At 56.9% G+C, this 24,005-nt stretch carries 24 protein-coding genes; 16 read left to right on the forward strand and 8 right to left on the reverse strand.

What is annotated here, in order from left to right:
- A complete protein-coding gene (locus tag ACQG22_RS11450; protein ID WP_013096623.1) occupies positions 1 to 792 on the forward strand; it encodes a PhzF family phenazine biosynthesis protein in 792 nt (263 codons plus the stop codon).
- Here the strand turns inward: ACQG22_RS11450 and ACQG22_RS11455 are convergent.
- The 6 genes from ACQG22_RS11455 to ACQG22_RS11480 all read right to left on the reverse strand — a co-directional run bounded on the left by ACQG22_RS11455 (position 789) and on the right by ACQG22_RS11480 (position 6,636).
- Positions 789 to 1,466 carry an SDR family NAD(P)-dependent oxidoreductase gene (locus tag ACQG22_RS11455; RefSeq protein WP_369706491.1) on the reverse strand — a complete coding sequence of 226 codons (678 nt, stop codon included), beginning with the start codon at positions 1,464 to 1,466 and terminating at the stop codon, positions 789 to 791. The genes ACQG22_RS11450 and ACQG22_RS11455 overlap by 4 nt on opposite strands.
- 1 nt (position 1,467) lies before the next feature.
- Positions 1,468 to 1,938, reverse strand: coding sequence for a YhcH/YjgK/YiaL family protein (locus ACQG22_RS11460; RefSeq protein WP_369706490.1), 471 nt, complete (start codon positions 1,936 to 1,938; stop codon positions 1,468 to 1,470).
- Positions 1,935 to 3,098: a sialidase family protein gene (locus ACQG22_RS11465; protein WP_369706489.1), complete on the reverse strand. Its 1,164-nt coding sequence runs from the start codon at positions 3,096 to 3,098 to the stop codon at positions 1,935 to 1,937. Before ACQG22_RS11465 ends, ACQG22_RS11460 begins: the two co-directional genes overlap by 4 nt.
- Position 3,099: 1 nt before the next feature.
- Entirely contained in the window at positions 3,100 to 4,512 is a 1,413-nt protein-coding gene (locus ACQG22_RS11470) for a sodium:solute symporter family protein (protein ID WP_013096620.1), read from the reverse strand.
- 76 nt (positions 4,513 to 4,588) lie between these two features.
- A complete protein-coding gene (locus tag ACQG22_RS11475) occupies positions 4,589 to 5,473 on the reverse strand; it encodes a dihydrodipicolinate synthase family protein (protein ID WP_048972138.1) in 885 nt (294 codons plus the stop codon).
- Positions 5,474 to 5,487: 14 nt separating this feature from the next.
- On the reverse strand, positions 5,488 to 6,636 hold the full coding sequence (locus tag ACQG22_RS11480) for an iron-containing alcohol dehydrogenase (RefSeq protein ID WP_368268396.1): 1,149 nt from the start codon (positions 6,634 to 6,636) through the stop codon (positions 5,488 to 5,490).
- Positions 6,637 to 6,809: 173 nt separating this feature from the next.
- On the opposite strand from ACQG22_RS11480, the gene dtnK reads away from it, so the two are divergent.
- From dtnK to ACQG22_RS11500, 4 genes are all read left to right on the forward strand, one after another.
- On the forward strand, positions 6,810 to 8,027 hold the full coding sequence (gene dtnK / locus ACQG22_RS11485) for a D-threonate kinase (protein ID WP_058678508.1): 1,218 nt from the start codon (positions 6,810 to 6,812) through the stop codon (positions 8,025 to 8,027).
- Complete coding sequence (locus ACQG22_RS11490; protein ID WP_058678507.1) at positions 8,020 to 9,006, forward strand: D-threonate 4-phosphate dehydrogenase; 987 nt, start codon at positions 8,020 to 8,022, stop codon at positions 9,004 to 9,006. The genes dtnK and ACQG22_RS11490 overlap by 8 nt, the downstream gene beginning before the upstream one ends.
- 1 nt (position 9,007) lies before the next feature.
- Positions 9,008 to 9,769, forward strand: a complete 762-nt coding sequence (locus ACQG22_RS11495; protein ID WP_029883777.1) for a DeoR/GlpR family DNA-binding transcription regulator — start codon at positions 9,008 to 9,010, stop codon at positions 9,767 to 9,769.
- Between the two features lie 83 nt (positions 9,770 to 9,852).
- Positions 9,853 to 10,335: a GNAT family N-acetyltransferase gene (locus ACQG22_RS11500; protein ID WP_045294042.1), complete on the forward strand. Its 483-nt coding sequence runs from the start codon at positions 9,853 to 9,855 to the stop codon at positions 10,333 to 10,335.
- Here ACQG22_RS11500 and ptrR read toward each other — a convergent pair.
- Positions 10,289 to 11,167 (reverse strand): putrescine utilization regulator PtrR, encoded by an 879-nt coding sequence (gene ptrR / locus ACQG22_RS11505; RefSeq protein WP_013096613.1) that lies wholly within the window; start codon positions 11,165 to 11,167, stop codon positions 10,289 to 10,291. The genes ACQG22_RS11500 and ptrR overlap by 47 nt on opposite strands.
- A 99-nt stretch (positions 11,168 to 11,266) precedes the next feature.
- Here ptrR and sad point away from each other — a divergent pair, with 99 nt between their 5' ends.
- The 10 genes from sad to ACQG22_RS11555 all read left to right on the forward strand — a co-directional run bounded on the left by sad (position 11,267) and on the right by ACQG22_RS11555 (position 22,739).
- On the forward strand, positions 11,267 to 12,655 hold the full coding sequence (sad, locus tag ACQG22_RS11510; protein WP_058661503.1) for a succinate-semialdehyde dehydrogenase: 1,389 nt from the start codon (positions 11,267 to 11,269) through the stop codon (positions 12,653 to 12,655).
- Positions 12,656 to 12,771: 116 nt separating this feature from the next.
- Entirely contained in the window at positions 12,772 to 14,361 is a 1,590-nt protein-coding gene (locus tag ACQG22_RS11515) for a methyl-accepting chemotaxis protein (protein WP_058678506.1), read from the forward strand.
- 64 nt (positions 14,362 to 14,425) lie between these two features.
- The gene (glsB, locus tag ACQG22_RS11520; protein WP_013096610.1) at positions 14,426 to 15,352 is read left to right on the forward strand and encodes a glutaminase B; all 927 of its coding nucleotides are present in this window, start codon (positions 14,426 to 14,428) and stop codon (positions 15,350 to 15,352) included.
- Positions 15,352 to 15,708, forward strand: coding sequence for a DUF4186 domain-containing protein (locus tag ACQG22_RS11525; RefSeq protein ID WP_013096609.1), 357 nt, complete (start codon positions 15,352 to 15,354; stop codon positions 15,706 to 15,708). The genes glsB and ACQG22_RS11525 overlap by 1 nt, the downstream gene beginning before the upstream one ends.
- A 112-nt stretch (positions 15,709 to 15,820) precedes the next feature.
- On the forward strand, positions 15,821 to 17,260 hold the full coding sequence (locus tag ACQG22_RS11530) for a GGDEF domain-containing protein (protein WP_248031664.1): 1,440 nt from the start codon (positions 15,821 to 15,823) through the stop codon (positions 17,258 to 17,260).
- Between the two features lie 176 nt (positions 17,261 to 17,436).
- On the forward strand, positions 17,437 to 18,429 hold the full coding sequence (locus ACQG22_RS11535; protein WP_020688631.1) for a sensor domain-containing diguanylate cyclase: 993 nt from the start codon (positions 17,437 to 17,439) through the stop codon (positions 18,427 to 18,429).
- A gap of 53 nt (positions 18,430 to 18,482) precedes the next feature.
- Positions 18,483 to 19,448 carry a sensor domain-containing diguanylate cyclase gene (locus tag ACQG22_RS11540; RefSeq protein ID WP_013096606.1) on the forward strand — a complete coding sequence of 322 codons (966 nt, stop codon included), beginning with the start codon at positions 18,483 to 18,485 and terminating at the stop codon, positions 19,446 to 19,448.
- 82 nt (positions 19,449 to 19,530) lie between these two features.
- Positions 19,531 to 20,058 (forward strand): GNAT family N-acetyltransferase, encoded by a 528-nt coding sequence (locus tag ACQG22_RS11545; RefSeq protein WP_013096605.1) that lies wholly within the window; start codon positions 19,531 to 19,533, stop codon positions 20,056 to 20,058.
- A 117-nt stretch (positions 20,059 to 20,175) separates the two neighbouring features.
- Positions 20,176 to 21,627, forward strand: a complete 1,452-nt coding sequence (locus ACQG22_RS11550; RefSeq protein ID WP_029883280.1) for a tagaturonate reductase — start codon at positions 20,176 to 20,178, stop codon at positions 21,625 to 21,627.
- Between the two features lie 197 nt (positions 21,628 to 21,824).
- Entirely contained in the window at positions 21,825 to 22,739 is a 915-nt protein-coding gene (locus tag ACQG22_RS11555) for a bestrophin family protein (protein WP_023619574.1), read from the forward strand.
- On the opposite strand, the gene ACQG22_RS11560 is transcribed toward ACQG22_RS11555, so the two are convergent.
- Positions 22,727 to 23,275, reverse strand: coding sequence for a GNAT family N-acetyltransferase (locus tag ACQG22_RS11560; protein WP_369706488.1), 549 nt, complete (start codon positions 23,273 to 23,275; stop codon positions 22,727 to 22,729). The two genes, ACQG22_RS11555 and ACQG22_RS11560, sit on opposite strands and share 13 nt — an antisense overlap.
- Positions 23,276 to 23,409: 134 nt before the next feature.
- Here ACQG22_RS11560 and ACQG22_RS11565 point away from each other — a divergent pair, with 134 nt between their 5' ends.
- Complete coding sequence (locus ACQG22_RS11565; RefSeq protein WP_057071900.1) at positions 23,410 to 23,997, forward strand: hypothetical protein; 588 nt, start codon at positions 23,410 to 23,412, stop codon at positions 23,995 to 23,997.
- Positions 23,998 to 24,005 lie beyond the last annotated feature (8 nt).

Genomic DNA, 24,005 nt, shown 5'->3' on the forward strand with positions numbered 1-24,005 from the left:
ATGCAGGAAATTGATTTTTATCTGGTGGATGCCTTCAGCGACAGGGCGTTTGGCGGCAATGCAGCGGCGGTATGCCCGCTGGAGGAGTGGCTTTCGGATGAGACGCTGCTCAAAATGGCGCAACAGCATAACCAGTCTGAGACGGCGTTTTTCGTACGCACCGACACCGGGTTCGAGCTGCGCTGGTTTACCACGCTGCATGAAATCAACCTCTGCGGCCACGCGACGCTGGCAGCCTCCCACGTGATTTTCGAATACCTCGATTATCCGCATACCGAAATCACCTTCACCACGCGCTTCGTGGGTGAGTTGACGGTGAAACGCAACGGCGACTGGCTGACGCTCAATTTCCCTGCCTGGTCGACCGAGGTGGTCGACAATCCCCCGCCGGGCCTGTTCAGCGCGCTGGGGATAGCCCAGGCTAAAGAGGTCCGCGTCGGACGGGATTACATGGTGGTACTGGAGAGCCAGCAACAGGTGGAGGCCTTAACCCCGGATATTGCAGCGATGGCGCCGCTCGGGAAAATGGTCTGCGTGACGGCACCAGGAGAGGAGTATGACTTCGTCAGCCGCTTCTTCTGCCCGGGCGAAGGGGTACCGGAAGATCCGGTCACCGGATCGACGCACAGCATGCTGATACCGTACTGGAGCGAGAAGCTGGGCAAAACGTCGATGAACGCCCGCCAGGTTTCATACCGTGGCGGGGATCTGCGCTGCGAACTGAAGGGCGACCGTGTGCTGATTGGCGGCCAGGCGACGCTCTATCTGAAAGGGCGTATCTTCCTGCGCTAGCTGAGCGAGGCGCCGCCGCATATCACCATCTCCTGGCCCGTGATGGCGGCGGCTTCATCGCTGAGCAAGAAATTCACCAGCCCCGCGACCTCTTCTGGCGTGATAAGACGGCCGATGGGCGGACAGGTAGGCGGTGAACTTTCTCGCCCCGGTGCGTTGAGCATCGGCGTTTGGGTGGCACCCGGCGCGACCACGTTTGCGGTGATCCCACGCGGGGCCAGTTCCGCCGCCCAGCTTCTGACCATCCCTGTCATCGCCGCCTTGGTGGCAACATACTGCGAGCGACCTGCCGCCCCGCGGGAGGTTCTGCTGCCAATCGCCACAAATCGTCCACCGGCGGTCATAGCGGGCGCGAAATGGTTAAACAGGGCTTCGCAGGCCTGAACGTGCAGTTGCCACAGTGACGCGCCAACCCTGCTTTCCAGTTGCCCCAGTGGGGCGGCGGCCATCATCCCGGCGGCGTGGATCACCGCCTGCGGTGTCGCGATGGCGTGCAGGGCGCTGTTCAGCGCCTCAGGGTCGGTGATATCCACGCGTAACCCCGTAAAGCCAGGGGTATCCGGGATCACGGCGCGGCGGCTGAGTCCGGTGACCTGCCAGCCTTCCGCCAGTAAACGCTTAACGATGGCCTCACCAATTCCGGAGCTGGCTCCGGTCACGACGGCGTGACGCATGTCAGACCTCCAGCATTGAACGAGGAACTTTAAACACCGCTTTACGCACTATCATCGGCGCGCTGCTGGCGCACAGCGCCTGGTGTGGTTCTCCGGGAGAAAAGACCGCAAAGTCACCCGCGCCAAGGCGGATCCCGACGCTGTGTGCCGATGAGCTGGCAATAAACAGGTCCGCTTTACGCTCTTCGTCATCCGGCTTGCCAACAGGGCGCGCGCCGGCATAGATGAGTTCTTCTCCCGCCAGCACAACCTGAATATCCGCCCACTGGTGATGGTACTCCGTATGCCGCTCCGCGCGCGGCTGCGTCTGCGCCGGACCAATCTGGCAAAACCAGGGGGCATTGTCCGGCTGCCAGCGGCCGTCATCGCGTTCGCTAAGCGCCTGCAGCGTGCAGTCCGGGCGGGACAGCAGGGCATACAACACCGGCGGTAACCCTGCCAGCGGCAGGGCGTCGAGATGTCCAATAATCATGCTGACTCCTTGACCCACTCGGGCGTCACCCGCACGTATTTTATGGCCTGACGAAAGTAGGTGTAGGCGATATGCAGGCTGCCATCCGGGCTCTGCTTAATGCTCGGATAGGAAAACTCACGGTTCAGTTTCTCCAGAGAGTTGTTAGTCATACAGTAGCCGTCTCCCTCGTCCAGATGCCGTTGCCACGGCCAGCTTTTGCCTCCGTCCGGCGAAATGGCGACGGTCATCGGCGCACGCGGGGCACCCCAGAAGGCGGTTCGACCGTGGGTCACAACCGGCTCTTTACGGCCATCGCCATCGTCAATTTCATCGTACAGAGAGGCGCGACGCTCCTGCGCCCCGGCGGCGCTCATGAGGTTAAACACCAGCGCCAGCTCGCCACTGGCAAGCGTTGTCACCTGGATAGAGGAGTTGTTGTTAGGTAATACCGTGGGCTCCGGCACGGACCAGCTTTCGCCCTTGTCCGTTGACTGGCTGTAATAAATGTTATCCGCCCAGCGGCTGCGGAACAGGGCAACCAGGGTGCCATTGCGCAGCGGGGTGATATTCATATGGACGCAGCCCAGGCTGTCCGGCACCTCGACATCACGCCAGGTTTTGCCCCCGTCTTCGGAGATTTTCACCGCGCTGATGTCATCGTTACCGACCCATTTCTCACCCGGCCGGGTGCGGCAGTAAAACACCGGCAGCAGCCAGTTCCCGTTCTCCAGCACGACAATCGGCTGACGAATAAAGGTGCCGGGTTTATCGAGCAGGGTCGCGATGTCCCCCCAGGTTTTACCCAGATCCCGGGACTGGCGATAGCGCACAATAGCGGTGTCCTGGTTGCCGGAAATTTGCGCGGTCCACAACAGCCACAGCACGTTATCGGGTGCCAGGAACAGAACCGGGTTCTGTTCGGAGCGCGTGGCATCATCCGACAGTTTTTCTGCCTCACTCCACTGCTGGCTTCCCGGTGACAGGCGCGAACCCCACACAGAGATATCCGCAATACCCTCCTGGGTACCGCCAAACCAGACGCACATCAGCGAACCATCCGGCAGCGGCAGCAGATTTGCCGCGTGGTTTTGTGGGCAGGCGGAAGGCAGCATGGCCGCCTCCACGCGCGTATCCTGTTGTGGGCGAATAATCCCGTCGCGGGTTACGGTTACAGACATATCAGACTCCATTGTTTTCAACGGGGGTTGGCGCTTTACCCTGTGCCTTTCCCGGAATGAGACGGTCGATGACCATGATGACCGCAGGGGTCAGCAGGGCGATGTACATATTGTTAATGCCAAACGGATCGCCCAGCAGATACCAGACAGAGGTCACGACGCAGGCGCCGATCAGCCCAGCATTGGCTCCGCGAGTACTGCGGAAGAACGGGGCGTAGAACGCGATGACCGCCACGACGGAAATCGACAGACGAATGGCGCGGGTAAAGAACGACAGCTTCAGCACTTCAGGCACCAGCAGAACAAAAATCAGCGGCAGGAAACCAATCAGCAGGGAGATCCAGCGGGTAGCTTTAAACTCCTGCTCGGGCGTCGGGTTGCGCATCGGCACGTAGAAATCTTTTACCACCAGGGAGGCAATGGCGAGCGCCACGGTACTGACGCTGACGAAGATGGACGCGACCAGAGAGGTGGTGACCAGACCGGCCAGCCACGGGTTCATATCCTGCAGGAAAATCGGCATCGCATACAGGCTGTCGATCTCCGGATGCAGGTATTTTGCCGCCACGCCAATCACCGCAATGGCCAGCGCGATCGGCAGGCAGAAGAAGAACGCGACCCAGGTGGAGCGTTTAGCCGATTTAACATCTTTGGTGGAGGAGATGGCCTGGATCACAAACTGGGTGCAGAAGATGGAGCCAATGGTGCCGATGAGCCATGCGAAAATGGTCGACGCGCCGATGTTGCCATCCCAGGTCCAGTAGAAGTCCGGCATGTTTTCGATCATCGGCGTGAAACCGCCGGTTTTGGATAACGCAAAACCCATGATGGCCAGAATGCCGAAGTATTTCAGCGCACTGTGCAGCACAGTTACCCACGCCACGCCTTTCATGCCGCCGAAGGCGAAATAGAAGGTACTGACGATAGCCGTAATGAAAGCGGCAACGGGCAGATTGACTTTCAGTACGGTAGAAATGGCTGCTGCGCCGCTGACGTAATTCCCCACATTCACCAGCAGCAGGGCGTAGATCATGATGAGGGAGATAATGTTTTTGGTGCTGTTACCGTACTTTTCAGCAATCGCACCCGAGATGGTGATTTTCCCGGTGTTGTATATGCGTTTTACCAGCAACAGGCCAAAAAGCGGGAAGCCAATCGCGGCCCCGATGACGGACCATGACGCAGCAAACCCGTCCTCGAACGCCGCCTGCGCGGTGCCGATGGTGGATTTAGCGCCGATATACTCAGACATCAGCAGGATCCCGACAATAAACGCCGGCATCGCGCGGGAGCCTTCCATAAAGTCCCCGGAGTTTTTACTGCGGATCCGGAAGGTCAGCCAGGTGGTGAACAGGATGTAGGCAATGACTATGCCCACAATGATCAGGGTATCTTCAGCGGTAAAATTATTCATCTTTGCCTCTCTTCAGGGCGAGTGAATCCTGGGCACCTCAGGTACCCGGTATTCTTATTGACGAAACCAACGCCGTTTAGCTAAGTGACGTTGTCACTATCTGGCGAATCTGTTGGCACTGCTGCTCGCTAAACGCCACGGCATAGCGACTCTCTCCGACATCCTCGCCCATGATTTGCAGGGCCTTTTTAACAGCGGCAGGGGAAAACGCCACGCTGTACAGCTCGGTGCGGAGCCGGGTGACGCGCTCCTGCGCCTGCCGGGAACCTTCAACATCACCCGCGTTAAAGCGTGACCAGATGGCGTTGATCGCCGCTGGCGCCACGTTTGCCAGCCCGGAAATACAGGCTGAACATCCCTCGACGAAGCCCTGATGGATCAGTGAATCTGGTCCGTTCAGCACGTCGAACCCGTCAATGTCGCTTACCGCGTTGAGGAAACCGCGCAGGCTTTCATAGCTCCCGGCACTGTCTTTAATACCTGAAATGTTGGGGTGTTCGGCCAGCGCCCGTACCGTGGCGGGCTCAAGGGTGTTGCCGGTCCGCGCCGGAATGTTGTACAGAAAGACCGGTACGGTTAGCGCGTCAGCGACGGCGGTGTAGTGTGCGATGAGCTCAGACTGTTTCAGCGGCACGAAGTAAGGGGTGATGACGGAAACCGCATCCACACCCAGCGCGGCGATCTGTTTTCCCAGCCGGATGGTGTCGCGGGTGGAGATTTCGCCAATATGCGCCACGACGGGCGCGCGTCCGGCGACGGTTTCCACACAGGTCCGGGTGACCGCGATTTTTTCCGCTTCGTTCAGGACAAAGAACTCGCCGTTGGTTCCGCCGCAGAAAATGCCGTTTCCGGCGTCCAGCTGCCGGGCGACCTGCCGCGTTAAGCCGGGAAGGTTGAGTTCGCCTTCCGCGTCAAAGGGGGTGACGATGGCCGTCAGCACGCCCTTGATGTTGTTACGCATTTCTTACTCCTTGACTATGCATGTTCAGGAAACAGTGTCCGGTAAATCGCCTGCACCTCGTCGTGATTCACCTGACAGGGGGCATTGTTCATTAACCGTTTAACGTTCAGGGCGGCATCGCTCAGGGAAGCGATGTCTTCGCGCGGCACGCCCAGGGACTCAAGGTTGTCCGGCAGGTTGAGCCGACGAACCAGCGCGGCAAAGTACTCCACCAGCGCGTGAGATTTTTCGTCATCGGACAGGCTGCCGTCCGCGCCTGGCACGAGATCCCAGACCTGCGCAAATTTTGTCACGCAGTGGGGACGAACCACCCTCATGCAGGGCGCCAGAAGAATGGCGTTGGCCACGCCGTGCGGCAGGTGATATTTCCCGCCAAGCGGATAAGACAGGGCGTGAACCAGGTGTGTGCCGGCATGCGCAATCGCGACCCCGCCGTAATAAGAGGCCCACAGCATTTCCAGCTTTGCCAGCAGGTTGCCCGGCTCAGCGCAGGCCGTTTCGATGTTCTTCAGCAGCTTAGCGAGCCCGGTCAACGCCGCGTTATCGCTGACCGGGTTGGCGACCGTGGCGGTGAAGCACTCAATCAGATGGCACAGGGCATCGATGCCGGTGGAGGAGGCAATATGCGCGGGCATGCTGGTGGTCAATTCCGGCAGCAGGGCGACGTAATCGGGCAGCAGGACCGGAGAGATAATACCGACCTTCGTGTTTTGCTCCGGTATCGCCAGAATAGCGTTCGGCGTGGCTTCTGACCCGGTTCCGGCGGTGGCGGGGATCAGAAGTGAGGAGATACGTGCCACCGGTTTTACCCCTGCCAGCAGGCTGTCCAGCCCCGGTGACAGCGGGTGACAAAGCACGGAGAGCAGTTTCGCCACATCCAGTACGCTGCCGCCGCCGATCCCAACCACGACATCAAACGATCCGCTGTTTAACCCCGCGAGCAACTGGCTGACATCGTGGTGGGAGGGTTCAGGCGGCACCGTGTCAATCACCGTGACGCGGCGGTTGCCCTCTTCAAGAATTGAACGGATCTGTGTTGCCGCCTCCAGACGCGCAATGTTGCCGTCCGTAACCAGCAAGAGCTGCGCGTTATCGGTGAGTAATGGCCTGATGGCGGCGAGCGCATTTGCGCCGCTAATAATGGTGCTGTTGAGGGTTACCACGCTTTTCTCCTGTCTTTGTGTCCATGATTAAATTCGCTCAATTAAGACGCTTCATGGTCATCGTGTGGCTAAATTTATAATTTATTCGCAAACTGATTAACTTGATCTTGCTCACATATAATCAATCATGATTGAATATAATCATTAACAGGAAAAACGAGCCCGGAGTGGGAATGAAAGAAAACAACCTGTTCAGAGACGTCGTTGTCGTTGCAGATGACTTTACCGGGGCAAACGATGCGGGTGTCAGCCTGACGCTAAGCGGTAAGAAGGTCAGCGTGGCATTCCACACCCCCTTTACCCAGCCGGTGGATGCACTGGTTATTAATACCGATTCCCGTGCGCTGCGGGCAGCAGAGGCGGCCGAAAAAGTGGCCGTACTGGGGGCGGATATTGCGGCTGCGCACTGGCTCATCAAAAAGATTGATTCCACGCTGCGCGGCAATGTAGGGGCAGAAACAGGCGTCCTTAAGGCAGTAAGCGGCAAACGGCAGGTGATTGTGGCGCCAGCGTATCCCGCGGCAGGGCGGATCACACGTCACGGCAGGTGTCTGGTGAACGGCATTCCGGTGGATGAAACCGAATTCGCCAGCGATCCGAAAACGCCCGTCCCGTCTGCCACGATTGCTGACCTGTTTACCGACGTGAGTTGTCAATCCGTGACGGCAAACACGCTGGCAGCCGAACTGGCGCAGGGAACGGAGTGGCTCATCGTCGATGCCCAGTGTGACGAGGATCTGGACGCCATTATTGCCGCCGCGCTGACCTGCCCGCAGACACCGCTGCTGGTCGGGTCTGCCGGGTTATGTGATGCGCTGGCACGCCATCTCGCCCCCGTGAAGCGTCAGCAATTGCTGGCGGTGGTGGGATCAATGAGTGAGATCGCTCAACGTCAGATTGCGCTGGCCGCTGCAGAGCCTGCGGTTTCGTCGGTATTTATTGATGTTAATGATGTGCTGAAGGGGGAGACGGCGAACGCGCTCATGCGCATCACGCAGGTCCTGAAGGCGGGCCGTCACTGCATCGTTCATACCTGCCCGGACCATGAGGCGCGACATCAGGTTGAACGGCTTTGCGCGCAGTATCAAATGACCCGGACCGAACTGGGTGAAACGATCTGCGCCTTCCTGGGAGAGATTACCCGAGAGGCACTGACGGCATGTCCGCCGGATGCGTTGTATGTCTCAGGCGGCGATGTGGCAATGGCCGTCGCCAGTGCGCTTGATGCGCAAGGATTTGAAATTACAGGGCGCGTCGCAGGATGCGTCCCTTACGGCAAATTTCTGGGTTGTGCCTGGCACCAGCCGGTAATGACCAAAGCAGGGGGCTTCGGAAAAGAAGAGACGCTGCTTGAGGTGTTGCATTTTATCGAGGAGAGACTGAGTGACTAACATTATTGCTGTAACCATGGGTGACCCGGCGGGCATTGGCCCGGAGATCATTATCAAATCCCTCACCGGGAGCGAATTAACGGGAGCCCCGGTTGTCGTGGTGGGCTGTGCCCGCACGCTCAGGCGGGTGCTGGATGATGGGATTGTGGGGCAGGCTGACATCCACATCATCAAGCAGGTCAGCGAGGCCCGTTTCGCACCCAACGTGATTAACGTGCTGGACGAACCGCTGGCCGACCCTGATGCCCTGAAGCCCGGCGTGGTCCAGGCTCAGGCGGGGGATTTAGCCTATCGCTGCGTGAAGCGCGCGACGGAACTGGCGATGGCGGGGGACGTAAAAGCGGTTGCCACGGCGCCACTGAATAAAGAAGCGCTGCATCTGGCCGGACATCACTACCCCGGGCATACCGAGCTGCTGGCCCATCTGACGCACAGCAAAGACTACGCTATGGTGCTGTACACCGATCGGCTGAAGGTCATTCATATCACGACCCATATTGCGCTGCGTAAATTCCTTGATACGCTCAATCAGGATCGGGTAAAAACCGTCATCGGCATTGCGGATACCTTCCTGAAGCGGGTGGGCTTTAGCACACCTCGTATTGCGGTCGCGGGCGTGAACCCGCATGCGGGAGAAAATGGCCTGTTTGGCGATGAAGAGATCACGATTGTTGGCCCGGCCGTTACAGCGATGAAAGCGCAGGGGGTCAACGTCACCGGACCGTGCCCGCCGGATACGGTATTTATGCAATGCCACGAAGGAATGTATGACATGGTCGTTGCGATGTATCACGATCAGGGGCATATTCCGCTAAAATTGCTCGGCTTTTACGACGGGGTGAATATCACCGCCGGATTGCCGTTTATCCGCACCTCTGCAGACCACGGAACCGCGTTCGATATTGCATGGACCGGTAAAGCCAGGTCGGAGAGCATGACGGTGTCTATTCAGTTGGCTATGCAAATTACACGGGAATAATATGAAGGGATATAACCGGTTAGAGCAGATAATGGATTACCTCAAAGGGCACAACCTGGTCACGGTGGATCAGCTGGTGGCGATCACCGATGCCTCGCCGGCGACGATCCGCCGCGACCTGATTAAGCTTGACCAGGAGGGCGTCATCAGCCGAACCCACGGCGGCGTTACTCTTAACCGGTTTATTCCTTCCCAGCCGACCACGTCCGAAAAAATGCAGCGCAGTCTGGCAGAAAAACATGCCATCGCCAGCGCGGCCGCGAGCTTTGTGAAAGCGGGGGATGCCATTGTGCTGGACGCCGGTACCACAATGATTGAACTCGCGCGTCAGCTCACGCATCTGCCGCTTCGCGTCATCACCAGCGATCTGCACATTGCGCTGTTTCTCTCTGAGTTTAAACAGATTGAAGTGACGATCATTGGCGGCCGTATCGATGATTCGAGCCAGTCCTGTATTGGTGAGCACGGGCGTCGGCTGTTGCAGAATGTCTGGCCTGATGTGGCTTTTGTCAGCTGTAATGGCTGGGATATTACCCGCGGTATCACGTCGCCTACGGAAGAGAAGGCCGCGCTGAAGCGGGATTTAATAGCCAATGCAAAACGCCGGGTGCTGCTGGCAGACAGCTCTAAATACGGTGCCTGGTCGCTGTTTAATGTGGCGCACCTGAACACCCTGACGGATATCGTCACCGACAGCAGGCTGGATGAAGCGGCCCGGACCCAGCTGGAACAGCTTGAGACCCGCCTGACGCTGGCGTCATGACATAAGTTAAAACTATGAAGTCCGAACAGATGGCAGACGCTATGTTGAAGCCTGGCCTCACAAAAAAAAGCAAGGAGCCTGCCATGTATTCCATTACCTCTGAATCTGCCCGACATCCGGACATCCTCAAGCTGATCGCGGCGCTTGACCGTTATCAGAGCGAACTCTATCCCGCTGAAAGCAATCATCTGCTCGATCTGGCTGCGCTGCCTGAAGCCTCGCTTATCCTGATGATCATTCGCGACCCGCAGCTGCAGGCCGTGGGATGTGGCGCCGTGGTGCTTAATGGCGACGGTACCGGGGAGATGAAACGGGTCTATATCGATCCGGCCCATCGCGGGCAACATCTGGGCGAGAAGCTGCTTGCTGCCCTTGAGGATGAAGCCCTGAGTCGTCACTGCCACACCGTGCGCCTGGAGACAGGGATCAAGCAACACGCCGCCATTCGCCTGTATGAACAGTGCGGATATGAACGCCGTCCGGCGTTTGCGCCGTATGTCGACGATCCGCTGAGCCTGTTTATGGAGAAGGCTCTGGTTGTCGACGTTCGTTTAGCAGCGCTATAAACGCTTCGAGCTGGCGGGTCATCGCCCCACGACGCCACACCAGCCAGGTGGTCAGCCAGCGCCAGTTCTCCGCCAGCGGCCACGCTTCTACCTGATGATGCCCCGGCATGCTCTCCAGCATGGAGCGGGGCATTAACGCAATACCCGCCCCTGCAATCACGCAGGCGAGCATACCGTGATACGACTCCATCTCATGGATCCGCCCGGGCGTGGCGCGGTCTGCGTGAAACCAGCTTTCCAGATGACGTCGATACGAACAGTTTGCGCGAAACGCGTAGACGTCGCTGCCGCTTACCTGCGCGGCGCGCGTCACCTCCGCATGTCCGGCGGGGGTGACCAGCATCATCTCTTCCCGGTAAACCGGCATGCCTTCCAGCTCCGGGTGTGAAAGTGGCCCGTCGACAAACGCCGCGCTTAAGGTGCCTTCCAGAACGCCGTCAATCATCGTTCCGGACGGGCCGGTAGAGAGCGCGAACTGAATGCGCGGATAGCGCTGGTTAAACGCCGCCAGACTTTCCGGGATCCGCACAGCGGCAGTGCTCTCCAGGGCGCCAAGGGCAAATAACCCCTGCGGCTCATCACCGGCGACGACCATGCGCGCCTCGTCAACCAGCGCCAGGATCTGCTTGCTGTAGCGCAGAAAGTTGTGCCCGGCGGGAGATAAGCGCAAACGCTGGCTCTCCCGGATAAACAACTCAACGCCGAGATCGGCCTCAAGCTGACGGATGCGGGTGGTGAGGTTAGACGGAACGCGATGCACCTTCTGCGCCGCCTGGGTAATGCTGCCGGTCAGGGCAACGGCGTTAAACATTTCAAGCTGAGTTAAATCCATAGCATTCTCGATTCGTGAATAAGGTGGTTAGTATTATTCATTTTTAAGAAATAGCAGAGTGGGCCACAATCAATCAACCGATATTACGTGGAGAACATCATGACTTATTCATCTGCTACGCATGCCCTCTCTGTTAACCCGGCGACAGGCGAGACGCTGGCCGCCTATCCCTGGGCCACATCCGAAGAGGTCGAACAGGCAATCACCCTGGCTGATGCCGGTTTTCGCCAGTGGCGAGGGGAAAGCGTCTCTCACCGGGCACAAAAGCTGCGCGACCTGGGGGCAGCACTGCGCCAGCGTGGGGAAGAGATGGCGCAAATGATCTCCCGGGAAATGGGCAAGCCGATTGTGCAGGCGCGGGCGGAAGTGGCCAAATCTGCGGGTCTGTGCGACTGGTATGCGGAACATGGCCCGGCGATGCTGCGTGCGGAGCCCACGCTGGTGGAAAACCAAAACGCGGTCATTGAATACCGTCCGCTGGGGCCTATTCTTGCGGTGATGCCGTGGAACTTCCCGCTCTGGCAGGTACTGCGCGGTGCGGTGCCGATCCTGCTGGCAGGTAACAGCTATCTGCTCAAACACGCACCGAACGTCCTGGGTTCTGCAGAGCTGATTGGGCAAATCTTTGCTGATGCCGGTATTGCGCAAGGCGTCTTTGGCTGGGTGAATGCCACCAATGATGGCGTGAGCCAGGCGATCAACGATCGTCGTATTGCAGCGGTCACCGTCACCGGTAGCGTGCGTGCAGGTGCGGCGATAGGGGCTCAGGCGGGAGCGGCGCTGAAAAAATGCGTTCTGGAGCTGGGCGGCTCCGATCCGTTTATCGTGCTGAATGATGCCGATCTGGATCTGGCCGTTCGTGCGGCCGTCACGGGACGTTATCAGAACACCGGGCAGGTTTGCGCGGCGGCAAAGCGCTTTATTATCGAAGAGGGTATTGCCGATGACTTTACCCGGCGTTTTGTTGCGGCGGTTACGGCGCTGAAGATGGGAGCACCGGATCGGGAAGAGAATGATATTGGCCCGATGGCGCGTTTCGATCTGCGTGACGAACTGCATCAGCAGGTGCAGGCCACCCTCGCGGAAGGGGCCACGCTGCTGCTGGGCGGCGAGAAAATCAGCGGGGAGGGCAACTATTACGCGCCAACCGTGCTGAGCCATGTCACCCCGACAATGACCGCCTTCCGTCAGGAGCTGTTTGGTCCGGTTGCGGCGATTACGGTGGCGAAGGATGCGGAACATGCCCTGCAGCTTGCCAACGACAGCGACTTTGGTCTCTCTGCCACGGTGTTTACCGCCAACGAAGCGCTGGCCGGAAAATTCGCCCGCGAGCTGGAGTGCGGCGGGGTGTTTATCAATGGCTTTAGCGCCAGTGACGCGCGCGTGGCCTTTGGCGGCGTGAAGAAAAGTGGTTTTGGCCGTGAGCTTTCCCACTTTGGTTTGCACGAGTTTTGTAACGTGCAGACGGTGTGGAAGAACAGAGTGTAACCGCCATCCTTACAGAGGCCCCGACGACGAGGGCCTCTGTCATTTCTCTGCAATGGTTCTGTCATTTTCGTTTCGTAGACTCGCACGCGTCTAACGTCTTGTTACTGAAGAAAATTATGAACCTAACGCAAATTTATCGTCGTATTGCGCAGCGCATTATCCCCCGCCAGTTTGGTCTGCTGACCGGTATCTTTTGTATTATCGGCCTCTTTTCCGCCCTGCAACTCTCCTCGTCGTTCCTGCTCAATGCCTCCCTTAAGGAAGCGCAACGCAACGAGCAGCAAAACCTGCTGGCGTACCAGCAGCAGAGCAAGCTGGATCTGGCTCGCGTTTCCCTGCTGGCCGCAAGCGATCTGCTTAACCGCTCCGGCGTCTGGTTTATGCAGGATAAAGAGACCGGCTCCGAGGGCAGCTGGCACAGCCTGATGGACGACGCGCAAAAGGCGCTGGCCGTTTCGCAGCAGGCGTGGAATGCCTGGCTGGCGCTTAATCCGCCAAAAGATGACGCCCTGGTGAACAGCTATCAGCTTTTTTACGGCGCGATAAAAGAGCAGGCGGAAGGGCTGGTGAAAACCAACACCATCGATGCGTTTTTTGCCGTGCCAGCGCAGGCGTTTCAGACCGACTTTAATGACAACTATGCCCGCTATCAGCAAGCAAGCGAGAAGCAGGCGCTCAAAGGGCGTCAGTCATTGATTGCGCAGCTCTCCGGTCTGCAAACGCTGTTCCTGCTTGCGCCTGTTCTGTTGCTCGCTATTGCGGTTGCCGTCTGGTTCGGGATGTCCCGGTGGGTAATTACCCCGTTGCGGCGCTTGATTGCGCATATCAACCGGCTGGCCGCGGGCGATCTTTCCGGTACCCCTCCTGGCGTGATGCGTTTTAACCGTGAAATTGCGCAGCTCAGCGACAGTATTGCCACCATGCAGAACGGGCTACAGCAGCTGGTGACCCAGGTCAGCGATGCGACCACCGCCATGGTGGAAAACATTGGCGCACTGGCGCAGGGCAATCAAAAGCTGTATCACCAGTCGGCGCGTCAGGCCAAAGAGCTGGAAGACGTGACGGCGCATATCGCGACTCTGGAAACCCACGTAGAAGGCAACACGGGCTATGCGAAGCTTGCCAGCTCGCGGGCGGATGAGGCGCGCCAGGCCGCGGCGGGAGGGGATCTGATGATGTCGACCGTCAATGCGTCGATGCAGGCGATCGTCGACCGATCCTCAGAGATGCGGGGGATCGTGGCGATGATCGACAGCGTCGCGTTTCAGACCAACATTCTGGCGCTGAATGCGGCAATTGAAGCGGCTCACGCGGGAAACCAGGGGCGCGGGTTCGCCGTTGTCGCTCGTGAAGTGGGGCTGCTGGCGAGGAAGAGCAGCCATTCGACGCAAACCATTCAGGAGCTTATCAACCGTTCCCTTCAGGGGATCGAAGATGGGTCACGGGCCGTTAACCGTCTGGAAGATAACCTGCAGCAGGTGACGGGGCTGGTGGGAACATTAAGCAGTTTGCTGAATGAGATCTCCGCGGCCACGCTGAGTCAGGGGGAGAGTATTCATCAGATGACGCGCCAGCTTCAGGCGCTGAATCAGGTGTCGCGGCAGACCGACAGCCTTGTCTCTGACGCGTCCGATGCCTCTGAGCGCCTGCACAAACAGTCGGATCTTTTATTGCAGGCGGTTTCGCGTTTTCGTCTCAGTGCCTGACGCAACACATAAGCGTCTGTTATACTCGCAGCCCGTTTTAGCCTGAGGGCAAGGAGCAAAGAGAGTGGCTGCGGTCATCCATAATGAGATGCTGGACGAGATTCTGGCGCAGGTTCGTCCGTTACTTGGAAAAGGAAAGGTTGCCGACTATATTCCGGCCCTTGCCTCGGTCAGCGGGAATAAGCTGGGAATTGCAATTTGTACGATAGACGGTCAGCGTTACCAGGCCGGTGACGCCACGGAACGTTTTTCCATCCAGTCTATTTCGAAAGTGCTGAGTCTGGTTGCGGCCATGCGACAGTACGAGGAAGAGGAGATCTGGCAACGGGTGGGTAAAGATCCCTCCGGGCAGCCGTTTAACTCTCTGCTACAGCTTGAGATTGAACAGGGTAAACCGCGTAACCCCTTTATCAACGCCGGGGCGCTGGTGGTCTGCGATATGCTGCAAAGCCGTCTCAGCGCGCCACGCCAGCGCATGCTTGAAATTGTTCGCCAGCTCTCAGGCGTTGACGATATTGCTTATGATTCAGTGGTCGCCCGTTCGGAGTTCGAGCACTCTGCGCGTAACGCCGCCATTGCCTGGTTGATGAAATCATTCGGCAATTTCCATAATGATGTGGCGACCGTACTGCAAAACTATTTCCACTACTGCGCGCTGAAAATGAGCTGCGTGGAGCTGGCGCAGACCTTCCTGTTCCTTGCTCATCAAGGGCACGCACCACATCTCGATCAGGAGGTGGTTTCACCTATGCAGGCGCGTCAGGTCAATGCCCTGATGGCGACAAGCGGGATGTATCAGAACGCGGGCGAATTTGCCTGGCGCGTCGGTCTTCCGGCCAAGTCGGGCGTCGGGGGTGGGGTGGTTGCCATTGTACCGCATGAGATGGCCATTGCTGTCTGGAGCCCGGAGCTGGATGAGACGGGTAATTCACTGGCCGGTGTGGCGGTTCTGGAGAAACTGACCCAACGCCTGGGACGTTCTGTTTACTGATGTCTGACCTGGATCCTCTTTTTTCTCGCCTGGCGCGATCGACCTTTCGGTCGCGCTTTCGCTTAGGCACAAAAGAACGACAGTACTGCTGGGACAAAGGTGCCGATACCATTGACCAGCATGCTGCCGACTTTATTGCGAAGCGTCTTGCCCCCGCGCACCCCGTCAACGACGGTAAACAGACCCCCATGCGCGGCCATCCGGTGTTTATTGCCCAGCACGCGACCGCCACCTGCTGTCGCGGCTGTCTGGCGAAATGGCACAACATTCCGCAAGGTGTTCAGCTCACCGCGCAGCAACAGCACTATATCGTCGGCGTGATCCACCACTGGCTGGTGTTGCAGATGAACGCCTGATGTTGATGGGTGCTGATCCTGTTGTAATTGTGTTATAGATGCACGCTATGAGATCCCCCGCGTGGTGACGGGTCAGTTAGTTGCCATAAGTTATTATATGGAATGATATTTAATGCGTTCAGACCCCGCTGCCTTCACGCTTTTTCGCCCTGAATCGCCGCTGCGTAATGCGGCGGGTATCTTTATTCTCACCACCTTGTTCTACTTTATCGGTGCGGAATTACGTCTGGTCGAAGCCTTGTCGCTGTTCTGGCCGCTGAATGGCGTGATGGCGGGCGTCTTTGCCCGTTTTACCTATCTCAATCGCCTGCATAACTACGCGGTGTCGTACGTCGCCATGCTGATGTACGACGCGGTCACCACCAACTGGGGAATGGCCTCGGTGGTCATCAACCTGTCGAATATGGTCTTTATCGTCGTTGTCGCATTGCTGGTGGTGCGTGATAAACGGTTGATGAAGAAAACCCCCGATCCCATTAATGCGCTGCGGCTGTTCAATTATTGTCTGATCGCCGCCTTATTATGTGCGCTGCTCGGCGCGACCGGGTCGGTGGGGATCGACAGCCATACCTTCTGGCCGCTGTTTGCCGACTGGTTCAGCGAGCAGTTCTCAACCGGCGTGCTCATTTTACCCTGCATGCTCACGGTCAGTATGCCGACGCGGGCATTCAAACTGCGTCTGGAGCAACTTTTACCGGTCATTGCGCTGATTGTCTCGGTGATGGCATCGGTGGTGATTGGCGGGGCGGGAAGCCTTGCCTTTCCGCTGCCGGCGCTGATCTGGTGTGCGGTCCGCTACTCCTTGCCCGCGACCTGTCTGCTGACGTTTCTGACCGGCGGTCTGGAGATCGTTCTGGTCGCTAACTCCATTATCAATATCGCCGTGGGCACGCCGCTCTCTACCCCGATGATGTTCTCCGCACGGCTGGGGATTGCCACCATGGCGATCTGTCCGGTTATGGTCTCCGTCAGTATGGCGGCCATTAATTCGCTCATCCGTCAGGTGTCGTTGCGCGCGGATTATGATTTTCTGACCCACGTTTATTCACGCTCCGGGCTCTATGAGGCGTTAAAGCGGGAAGAGGCGCAGCGGCAGACACGTTTTCTGACCGTGATGCTGCTGGATATCGATTACTTCAAAAGCATCAATGATAACTATGGGCATGAGTGTGGCGACCGCGTGCTGGCCGGGTTTGCCCGCGAGGTCCAGCAGGTTGTCGGAGACGATGGTATGGTGGCGCGTATGGGCGGAGAAGAGTTCGCGGTTGTGGTGAACACCGGTGACGCGCAGCACGGCTTTGCGCTGGCGGAACGTATCAGACTCACCATTGCCGCTCATCCGTTTACCTGGCGCCAGCAAACGCTCTATCTTACCGTGAGTATTGGTCTCGGGAGCGGGAAGGCGGCGTCGTGGCAGTTGACCGAAGTCTTCAACAGGCTGATGGCCGAAGCAGACGATCATCTCTATCGTTCCAAAAAAGCGGGAAGAAATCGCACCAGTGCGCGTGTGTCAGACGATCCCATTACCCCGACCCCGGAGAGTGAAACCTGAGCGTAGCCCGCATTCTGCCGGGGATAAATCATAACGAATAGCAGATAAATTGCTTGCTAGGTATTTTTAACGTCAATAAGATACCGCAAGAAAGCTATCGGAAAATTCGCAGAATGAATGCAGCTGACAAACTCAGTAGAACCCCTCGTGTACCAGGAAGCCGGTTTGTCAAACGTATGTATCTGATGCGTATTCTCGGCACGTTTCTCTGTTTTGTTCCCATCCTCTCCGTACTGATTGAACAGAATCGTTCAATCTGGCTGATGTGTTTGCTGGCGTTGAACGCGTTTATCTGGCCTACGCTTGCCTGGTATCGGGCGCGAAATTCGGCCATGCCGCTGGTGACTGAGCATCAGAATCTGGTGCTGGACGCCGGGGCGGGGGGATTCTGGATCGCCATGATGGCGGTTAATCCGCTGCCGTCGGTGGTCATTGCCACCATCATGCTGACCGACCGGCTCTCGGCAGGGGGCGTTACGCTGATGAGAAAGGCGGCCATCACCATGGTGGGCGTTTTTCTGGTGACCTGGCTGACGCAGGGAATGGCGGTGGATATGTACGTTTCGCAGCGCACCATGTTTGCCACGCTGCCGCTGATTGCAATTTATCTGCTGGCGCTGAGCATATTAACGGACAGCATTGCGCTGCGCCTGCGGATCAAGAGCCGGGAGCTTGAGCGGATCGCGATGATGGATCCGCTACTGGATATCGCGAACCGACGGCTGCTCGAAAAGCGCATTGACCACGAACTGAATAAACTGCGCCAGACGTGCCGGGAATCGGCCCTGATGTTCATCGATATCGACAATTTTAAAGACGTTAACGATCGTTTTGGTCATAAGGTTGGGGATGCATTGCTGGCGGCCGTCTCGCAAATACTGCATTTGTCGACACGCCCGAACGATACCCCCGCACGCCTTGGCGGTGATGAATTTGTGGTGTTGCTGCCGGATACCACCCTTGAAGAGGCGCAAGTTGTCGCCAGACGCATTATGGATGCGGCTGCAATGAAAAAGGAGGTGGCTCAGGAGACGGTGCATTGCACGCTCAGCATCGGTATCGCCTGTGCCACGCGAGAAATGATAAGCGTAACCGACTGGCTACAGGCCGCGGACAACGCCCTGTACCGCGCCAAGCGGGACGGTAAGAACAGAATATTCGCGCACTGACAATGTCTCTGTTTAGGCTACGCTTTGAGTAACGCTTTGCGTCAGGAGACGTTATGAAAACACCTGCAACCCCAGCAAATGAAATGGAACGTCTGAACTCGCTGCGCGAGTCAGGCCTGCTTGAGATCGACAGTTCCCCGGCGTTTGACCGACTGACACGTCTGGCAAAACGCTTCTTCCAGGTTCCCCTGGCGATGGTCAATCTTATTGATGAACACTCGCTGATTGTGAAGTCGGCCGATGGTCAGGCGCCTGACACCGTTCCGCGTAATATCTCGTTTTGCGGCCATACGATCCTCAGCGAAGCGCCGCTGGTGGTTGCCGATATGCGTCAGGACGATCGATTTGCCGATAATCCGCTGGTGGCCGGTGAGCCCGGCGTAAGGTTCTATGCCGGTTTTCCACTGCGTTTACGTGACGGGGCGAGCGTGGGATCGCTGTGCCTGATTGATTATTCTCCTCGTGAATTTTCCGCAGCCGATCTTGCCGTGCTGGGCGATCTGAGCGCACTGGCGGAAGACGAGTTTGCTGCCGTCAGCGCGGCGACAACCGATGAATTAACCGGTCTGTTTAACCGTCGGGGCTTTAACCAGCTGCTCCGGTTCACGCTCTCCGTAGCCAGACGCCGGGCGGAGCCGTTAACTCTGGGCTGGCTGGATCTGGATCGCTTCAAAGAGATTAACGATCGCTACGGACATGAAGAGGGCGACAACGCGCTGAAAGTGATGGCGGAACTGATGCGCACCTCTTTCCGTGAAGCGGATTTGCTGGTTCGCTTTGGCGGCGATGAGTTTGCCGTGCTGTTTGCCGATACCGACGAGCAGGGGGCCTGGATTGCCATGCAGTATCTGGCCGAGCAGGTTGAACAGTACAATGCGCGCAGGCTGCATCCCTGGTCACTCCATTTTTCCTGGGGGCTGAGCGAGTTCGATCATAACGGCAACGATCTGCAGCAGTGGATGAAAGACGCGGATGAAAAAATGTATGCCATGAAGCAGCAGCGCAAGCGCGCAACATGACATAACAAAAGCCTATGTCTGATGTGATTGCGTTACGTAAATGTTAAATGCACAGTGAGCGTATTCAACGTAAGGAAAACCCATGAATACCTCACTGCAGATCAAAACCCTCACCCGGGACGATATTCTCACCCACCTCGATGCGCTGGCCGATATCCTTGAAAATTGTGTCAGGGGCGGCGCTTCCGTCAGTTTTATGTTGCCATTCAGTACCGATAAAGCTCGTGCTTTCTGGCAGGATATTGCTGGGAGCGTAGAGCGTAACGAACGCGTTGTGCTGGCCTGCATCGATTCTCAGGATGGCGTGATTGGCACCGTGCAGCTCATTACCGATCAGCCGGAAAACCAGCCGCATCGTGCCGATGTGGCAAAGCTGCTGGTGCATGAAAAAGCGCGTCGTAAAGGTGCCGCGATGGCGTTAATGGAGGAGCTGGAAGTGCAGGCCAGAGCAAGAGACATCTCGGTGCTGGTGCTGGATACCTCAACCGGCAGCGGAGCGGAGACCTTCTACCAGCGCGCTGGCTGGCAAAAAGTGGGAGAGATCCCGCGTTATGCGCTAATGCCGGATGGCGCGATGACTGCCACATCGGTCTTCTATAAGTTCTTGTGATTATTTCCCTCAATGACGTGATGAATTGATCAAAAGCGGGGTTCTGGTCGAAAACCTTTGGTAAGTTATCATACCAATTTAATCAGGTTGTACGACTAATCATAAAAGGACCCCATTGTGAACACACTTAACCGTCGTGATTTCCCCGGTGCTCTCTACCCCGAACGAATCATTCAGTTTGGCGAGGGCAATTTCCTGCGTGCGTTTGTCGACTGGCAAATCGACCTGTTAAACGAACATACCGATCTCAATGCCGGCGTCGTGGTCGTACGCCCAATTCAAAGCGACTTCCCGCCGTCATTAAGCACTCAGGATGGCCTGTATACCACGATCATTCGGGGTCTGAATGAGCAGGGCGAGGCGGTCAGCGAAGCGCGTCTTATCCGCTCGGTGAATCGGGAGATTAGCGTCTACAGCCAGTACGATGAATTTCTGAAACTGGCGCACAATCCGGAGATGCGTTTTGTCTTCTCCAACACCACCGAGGCGGGGATTAGCTGGCACGCGGGCGATCGTTTCGAAGATGCGCCAGCGGTGAGCTATCCAGCGAAGCTGACGCGGCTGCTGTTTGAGCGCTTCAGCCATTTTAACGGCGCAGCGGACAAAGGCTGGATCATCATTCCGTGCGAGCTAATAGACTATAACGGCGAAGCGCTGCGCGAACTGGTGCTGCGCTATGCACAGGCATGGGCACTGCCAGCGGAATTTATTCAGTGGCTGAATGCGCATAACAGCTTCTGCTCCACGTTAGTTGACCGCATTGTAACGGGGTATCCGCGCGACGAAGCGGCGACGCTGGAAGCCGGGCTTGGCTATCACGATGCGTTCCTGGATACCGCTGAACATTTCTACCTGTTTGTTATTCAGGGGCCTGAATCCCTGGCCAGCGAACTGCGTCTGGACAAATTCCCGTTAAACGTGCGGATTGTGGATGACATTAAGCCGTACAAGGAGCGCAAAGTGGCGATTCTCAACGGCGCGCACACAGCGCTGGTGCCGGTGGCGTTCCAGGCGGGGCTGGATACGGTGGGCGAGGCGATGAATGATGCCGACATATGCGCATTCATCGAAAAAGCGATCTATGAGGAAATCATTCCGGTCCTGGATTTGCCGCGTGATGAACTGGCCTCTTTCGCCAGCGCCGTTACGGGTCGTTTCCGCAATCCGTATATCAAGCATCAGCTGCTGTCGATTGCCCTTAACGGCATGACCAAGTATCGCACGCGCATTCTGCCGCAGCTGTTGGCGGGGGTGAGGGCATCTGGCACGTTGCCCGCTCGCCTGACGTTCGCGCTGGCCGCACTGATCGCGTTCTACCGTGCAGAGCGTAACGGGGAGAACTATCCGGTGCAGGATGATGCGCACTGGCTTGCTCGTTACCAACAGCTGTGGGCGCAGCATCACGATAAACAGATCACCACCCGCGAGCTGGTCGCCTCCGTTTTAAGCGTTACTGAGCACTGGGAGCAGGATTTAACTCAGGTAGAGGGTCTTGTCGGTCAGGTTTCGCGCGATCTCGACGCGATTCTGCAACAGGGGATGCGGGCCGCAGTAAAACCGCTTTGTTAAACCATATCCGGCTTCGGCCGGGTATTTTATACCTTATTAGTTACAACATACTATGAACTCGTTTATGTAAAGCAGGCTCTAGCACCGTGCGGTTTATTGCTTATCAGGTGATAAAATGCAATCTCTTATTAACAAGCTTGCAACCGTGACAGGGATCACGTTTAATAACGCGGCTCTTTCCTTTCCTGAAGCTGACTATGATTGTTCGTCCCAAACAGCACTGGCTACAACTGATTTTCGTCTGGCACGGTTCGGTACTTCCTAAAATCTATACCCGGTTGTTACTTAACTTCCTGCTATCCATCGCCGTTATTCTGATGCTGCCGTGGTATACCTCGCTGGGCATCAAATTTACCGTTGCGCCGTTCAGCATCCTGGGTGTGGCCATCGCTATCTTTCTGGGGTTCAGAAACAACGCCTGCTATTCACGCTACGTTGAGGCGCGCCAGCTGTGGGGGCAACTGATGATAGCGGCACGCTCGTTATTTCGCGAGGTTAAAAACACCTTGCCGGATGATAAACATCTGGGTGAGTTCGTCCGCCTGCAGATCGCCTTTGCCCATTGTCTGCGCATGACCCTGCGTCGTGAAAAGGGGGAAGGGCAACTGGCGCGCTATCTGGCGGCGGAGGATTTACGCAACGTCATGGCCGCCAATTCCCCGGCGAACCGTATTCTGTTGATCATGGGTGAATGGCTGGCCGTCAGACGCCGTAACGGAGACCTCTCCGATATTCTGTTCCACAGCCTGAACAACCGTCTCAACGATATGTCGATTGTCCTGTCAGGCTGCGAGCGCATCGCCACCACGCCCGTGCCATTTGCTTATACGCTTATCCTGCACCGTACGGTCTATCTGTTCTGCATCATGCTGCCGTTCGCGCTGGTTGTTGACCTGCACTACATGACGCCGTTTGTCTCTGCGCTGATTTCGTATACCTTTATTTCGCTGGATACGCTGGCAGAAGAGCTGGAAGATCCGTTTGGTACCGAAGACAACGACCTGCCGCTGGACGCCATCTGCAACATGATGGAACGCGATCTGCTGCAGATGAACGATGAAGAGAACATTCCGGAAAGGCTGATGCCGGATAAGTATTATCAGCTGACCTGACGGGCGTTCCACTCGTCCCGGGTGATTTCCCACAGCTCAGAATCGAGCATACCGCTGACGTACGCTTTCTTTTCCGTTCTGATAAGCCGCATGCCGCTATTGTCTGAAATACGACGGGAGCGGCTATTGGCGGCCGCCTTCGGCGCGCGCAATACGGGTTTGTTCAGCGTGTTAAACCAGTAATCCGTTGCCGCAATGCTGGCTTCGCGCATATATCCCTTTCCCTGAAACTCCGGCGCCAGCCAAAACCCGCGGTTGTTATCTTCCACATCGTACAGGCAGATAACCCCCATCAGTTCGTCCGGCGCGTCACGACGGCGGATGCTCCAGAACCAGGCAATCCCTTTCGCCATATCCGGCAGCGCCACGTTGTTGACATAGTTTTCCGCGCCGTTATCCGGGTAGGGCCAGGGCACGGAAGAGACCAGATAGCGGACGATCTCCCAGCGCGGATAGCGCTTTTGTATCTGAACGGCATCTTCGGCAACCAGCGGTTTTAGCAGCAAGCGTTCTGTCGTGAGCGTCGGTATCGTCATCCGCAGATCTCCATATTTAAGCGTTAAGATTTTGTTTGCGTTCTGGTATTTTCATCTCTATCACATTCAGTTGAGGCGTGCTGAGTTTATACCCTACCAAAAATAGGCATCATTTCTTCAATGGCGAAATTTTAATGCGCTTGTGGTCTCTTTTAACCGGACGTGTTTTCCAGGATCTCCTGCAGCATGGCAAAGAGATAGAGGAGGCCATTGCTCGTCGTGATACCCGTGTTTTGAATCATTCCACCCCCGAGCTGGTAGGGTATTTTTCTCGCCCCTTCAGCGAGCTTCCGCGTCAAAATCCTTACCCGGTAGCGGCGCTGTTACCTCTTTTTTTAGTGGCGTTTGCGTTAAACCTTCTGCCTTTTCTCAGCGCGTTGCAGGGTTTGTCACCTTTACACCATGCACTGAGCTTTTTCGCACCATCATTAATAATGACAGGCGCGCTCATTGTTATCAGCGTGCTTCTGGCCCGAGGGGTAACGTCAGGATTGTTGGGGTTTATGGCAGTGTTCATCATTCTGCTGGTCATAACTCTCGTTCAGGTTCTGCATCTTCTGTTTTCTCATAGCGGAAACCTTTGGCCACTGGTCACCGCATCCTTCGCGCTGATACTTTGTCGGATGGTAATGAATAGCAGCGGCTTTGTGCTGTTTACCCTCTATTGTCGCACTCAGCGTCTTGCCAGAGTTGCACGTGAAATCCGGTTAAAAAACCATTAAAGAGGTGA

Source organism: Enterobacter cloacae complex sp. 309I3, assembly GCF_050031595.1.
Taxonomy (GTDB): Bacteria; Pseudomonadota; Gammaproteobacteria; order Enterobacterales; family Enterobacteriaceae; genus Enterobacter; species Enterobacter cloacae.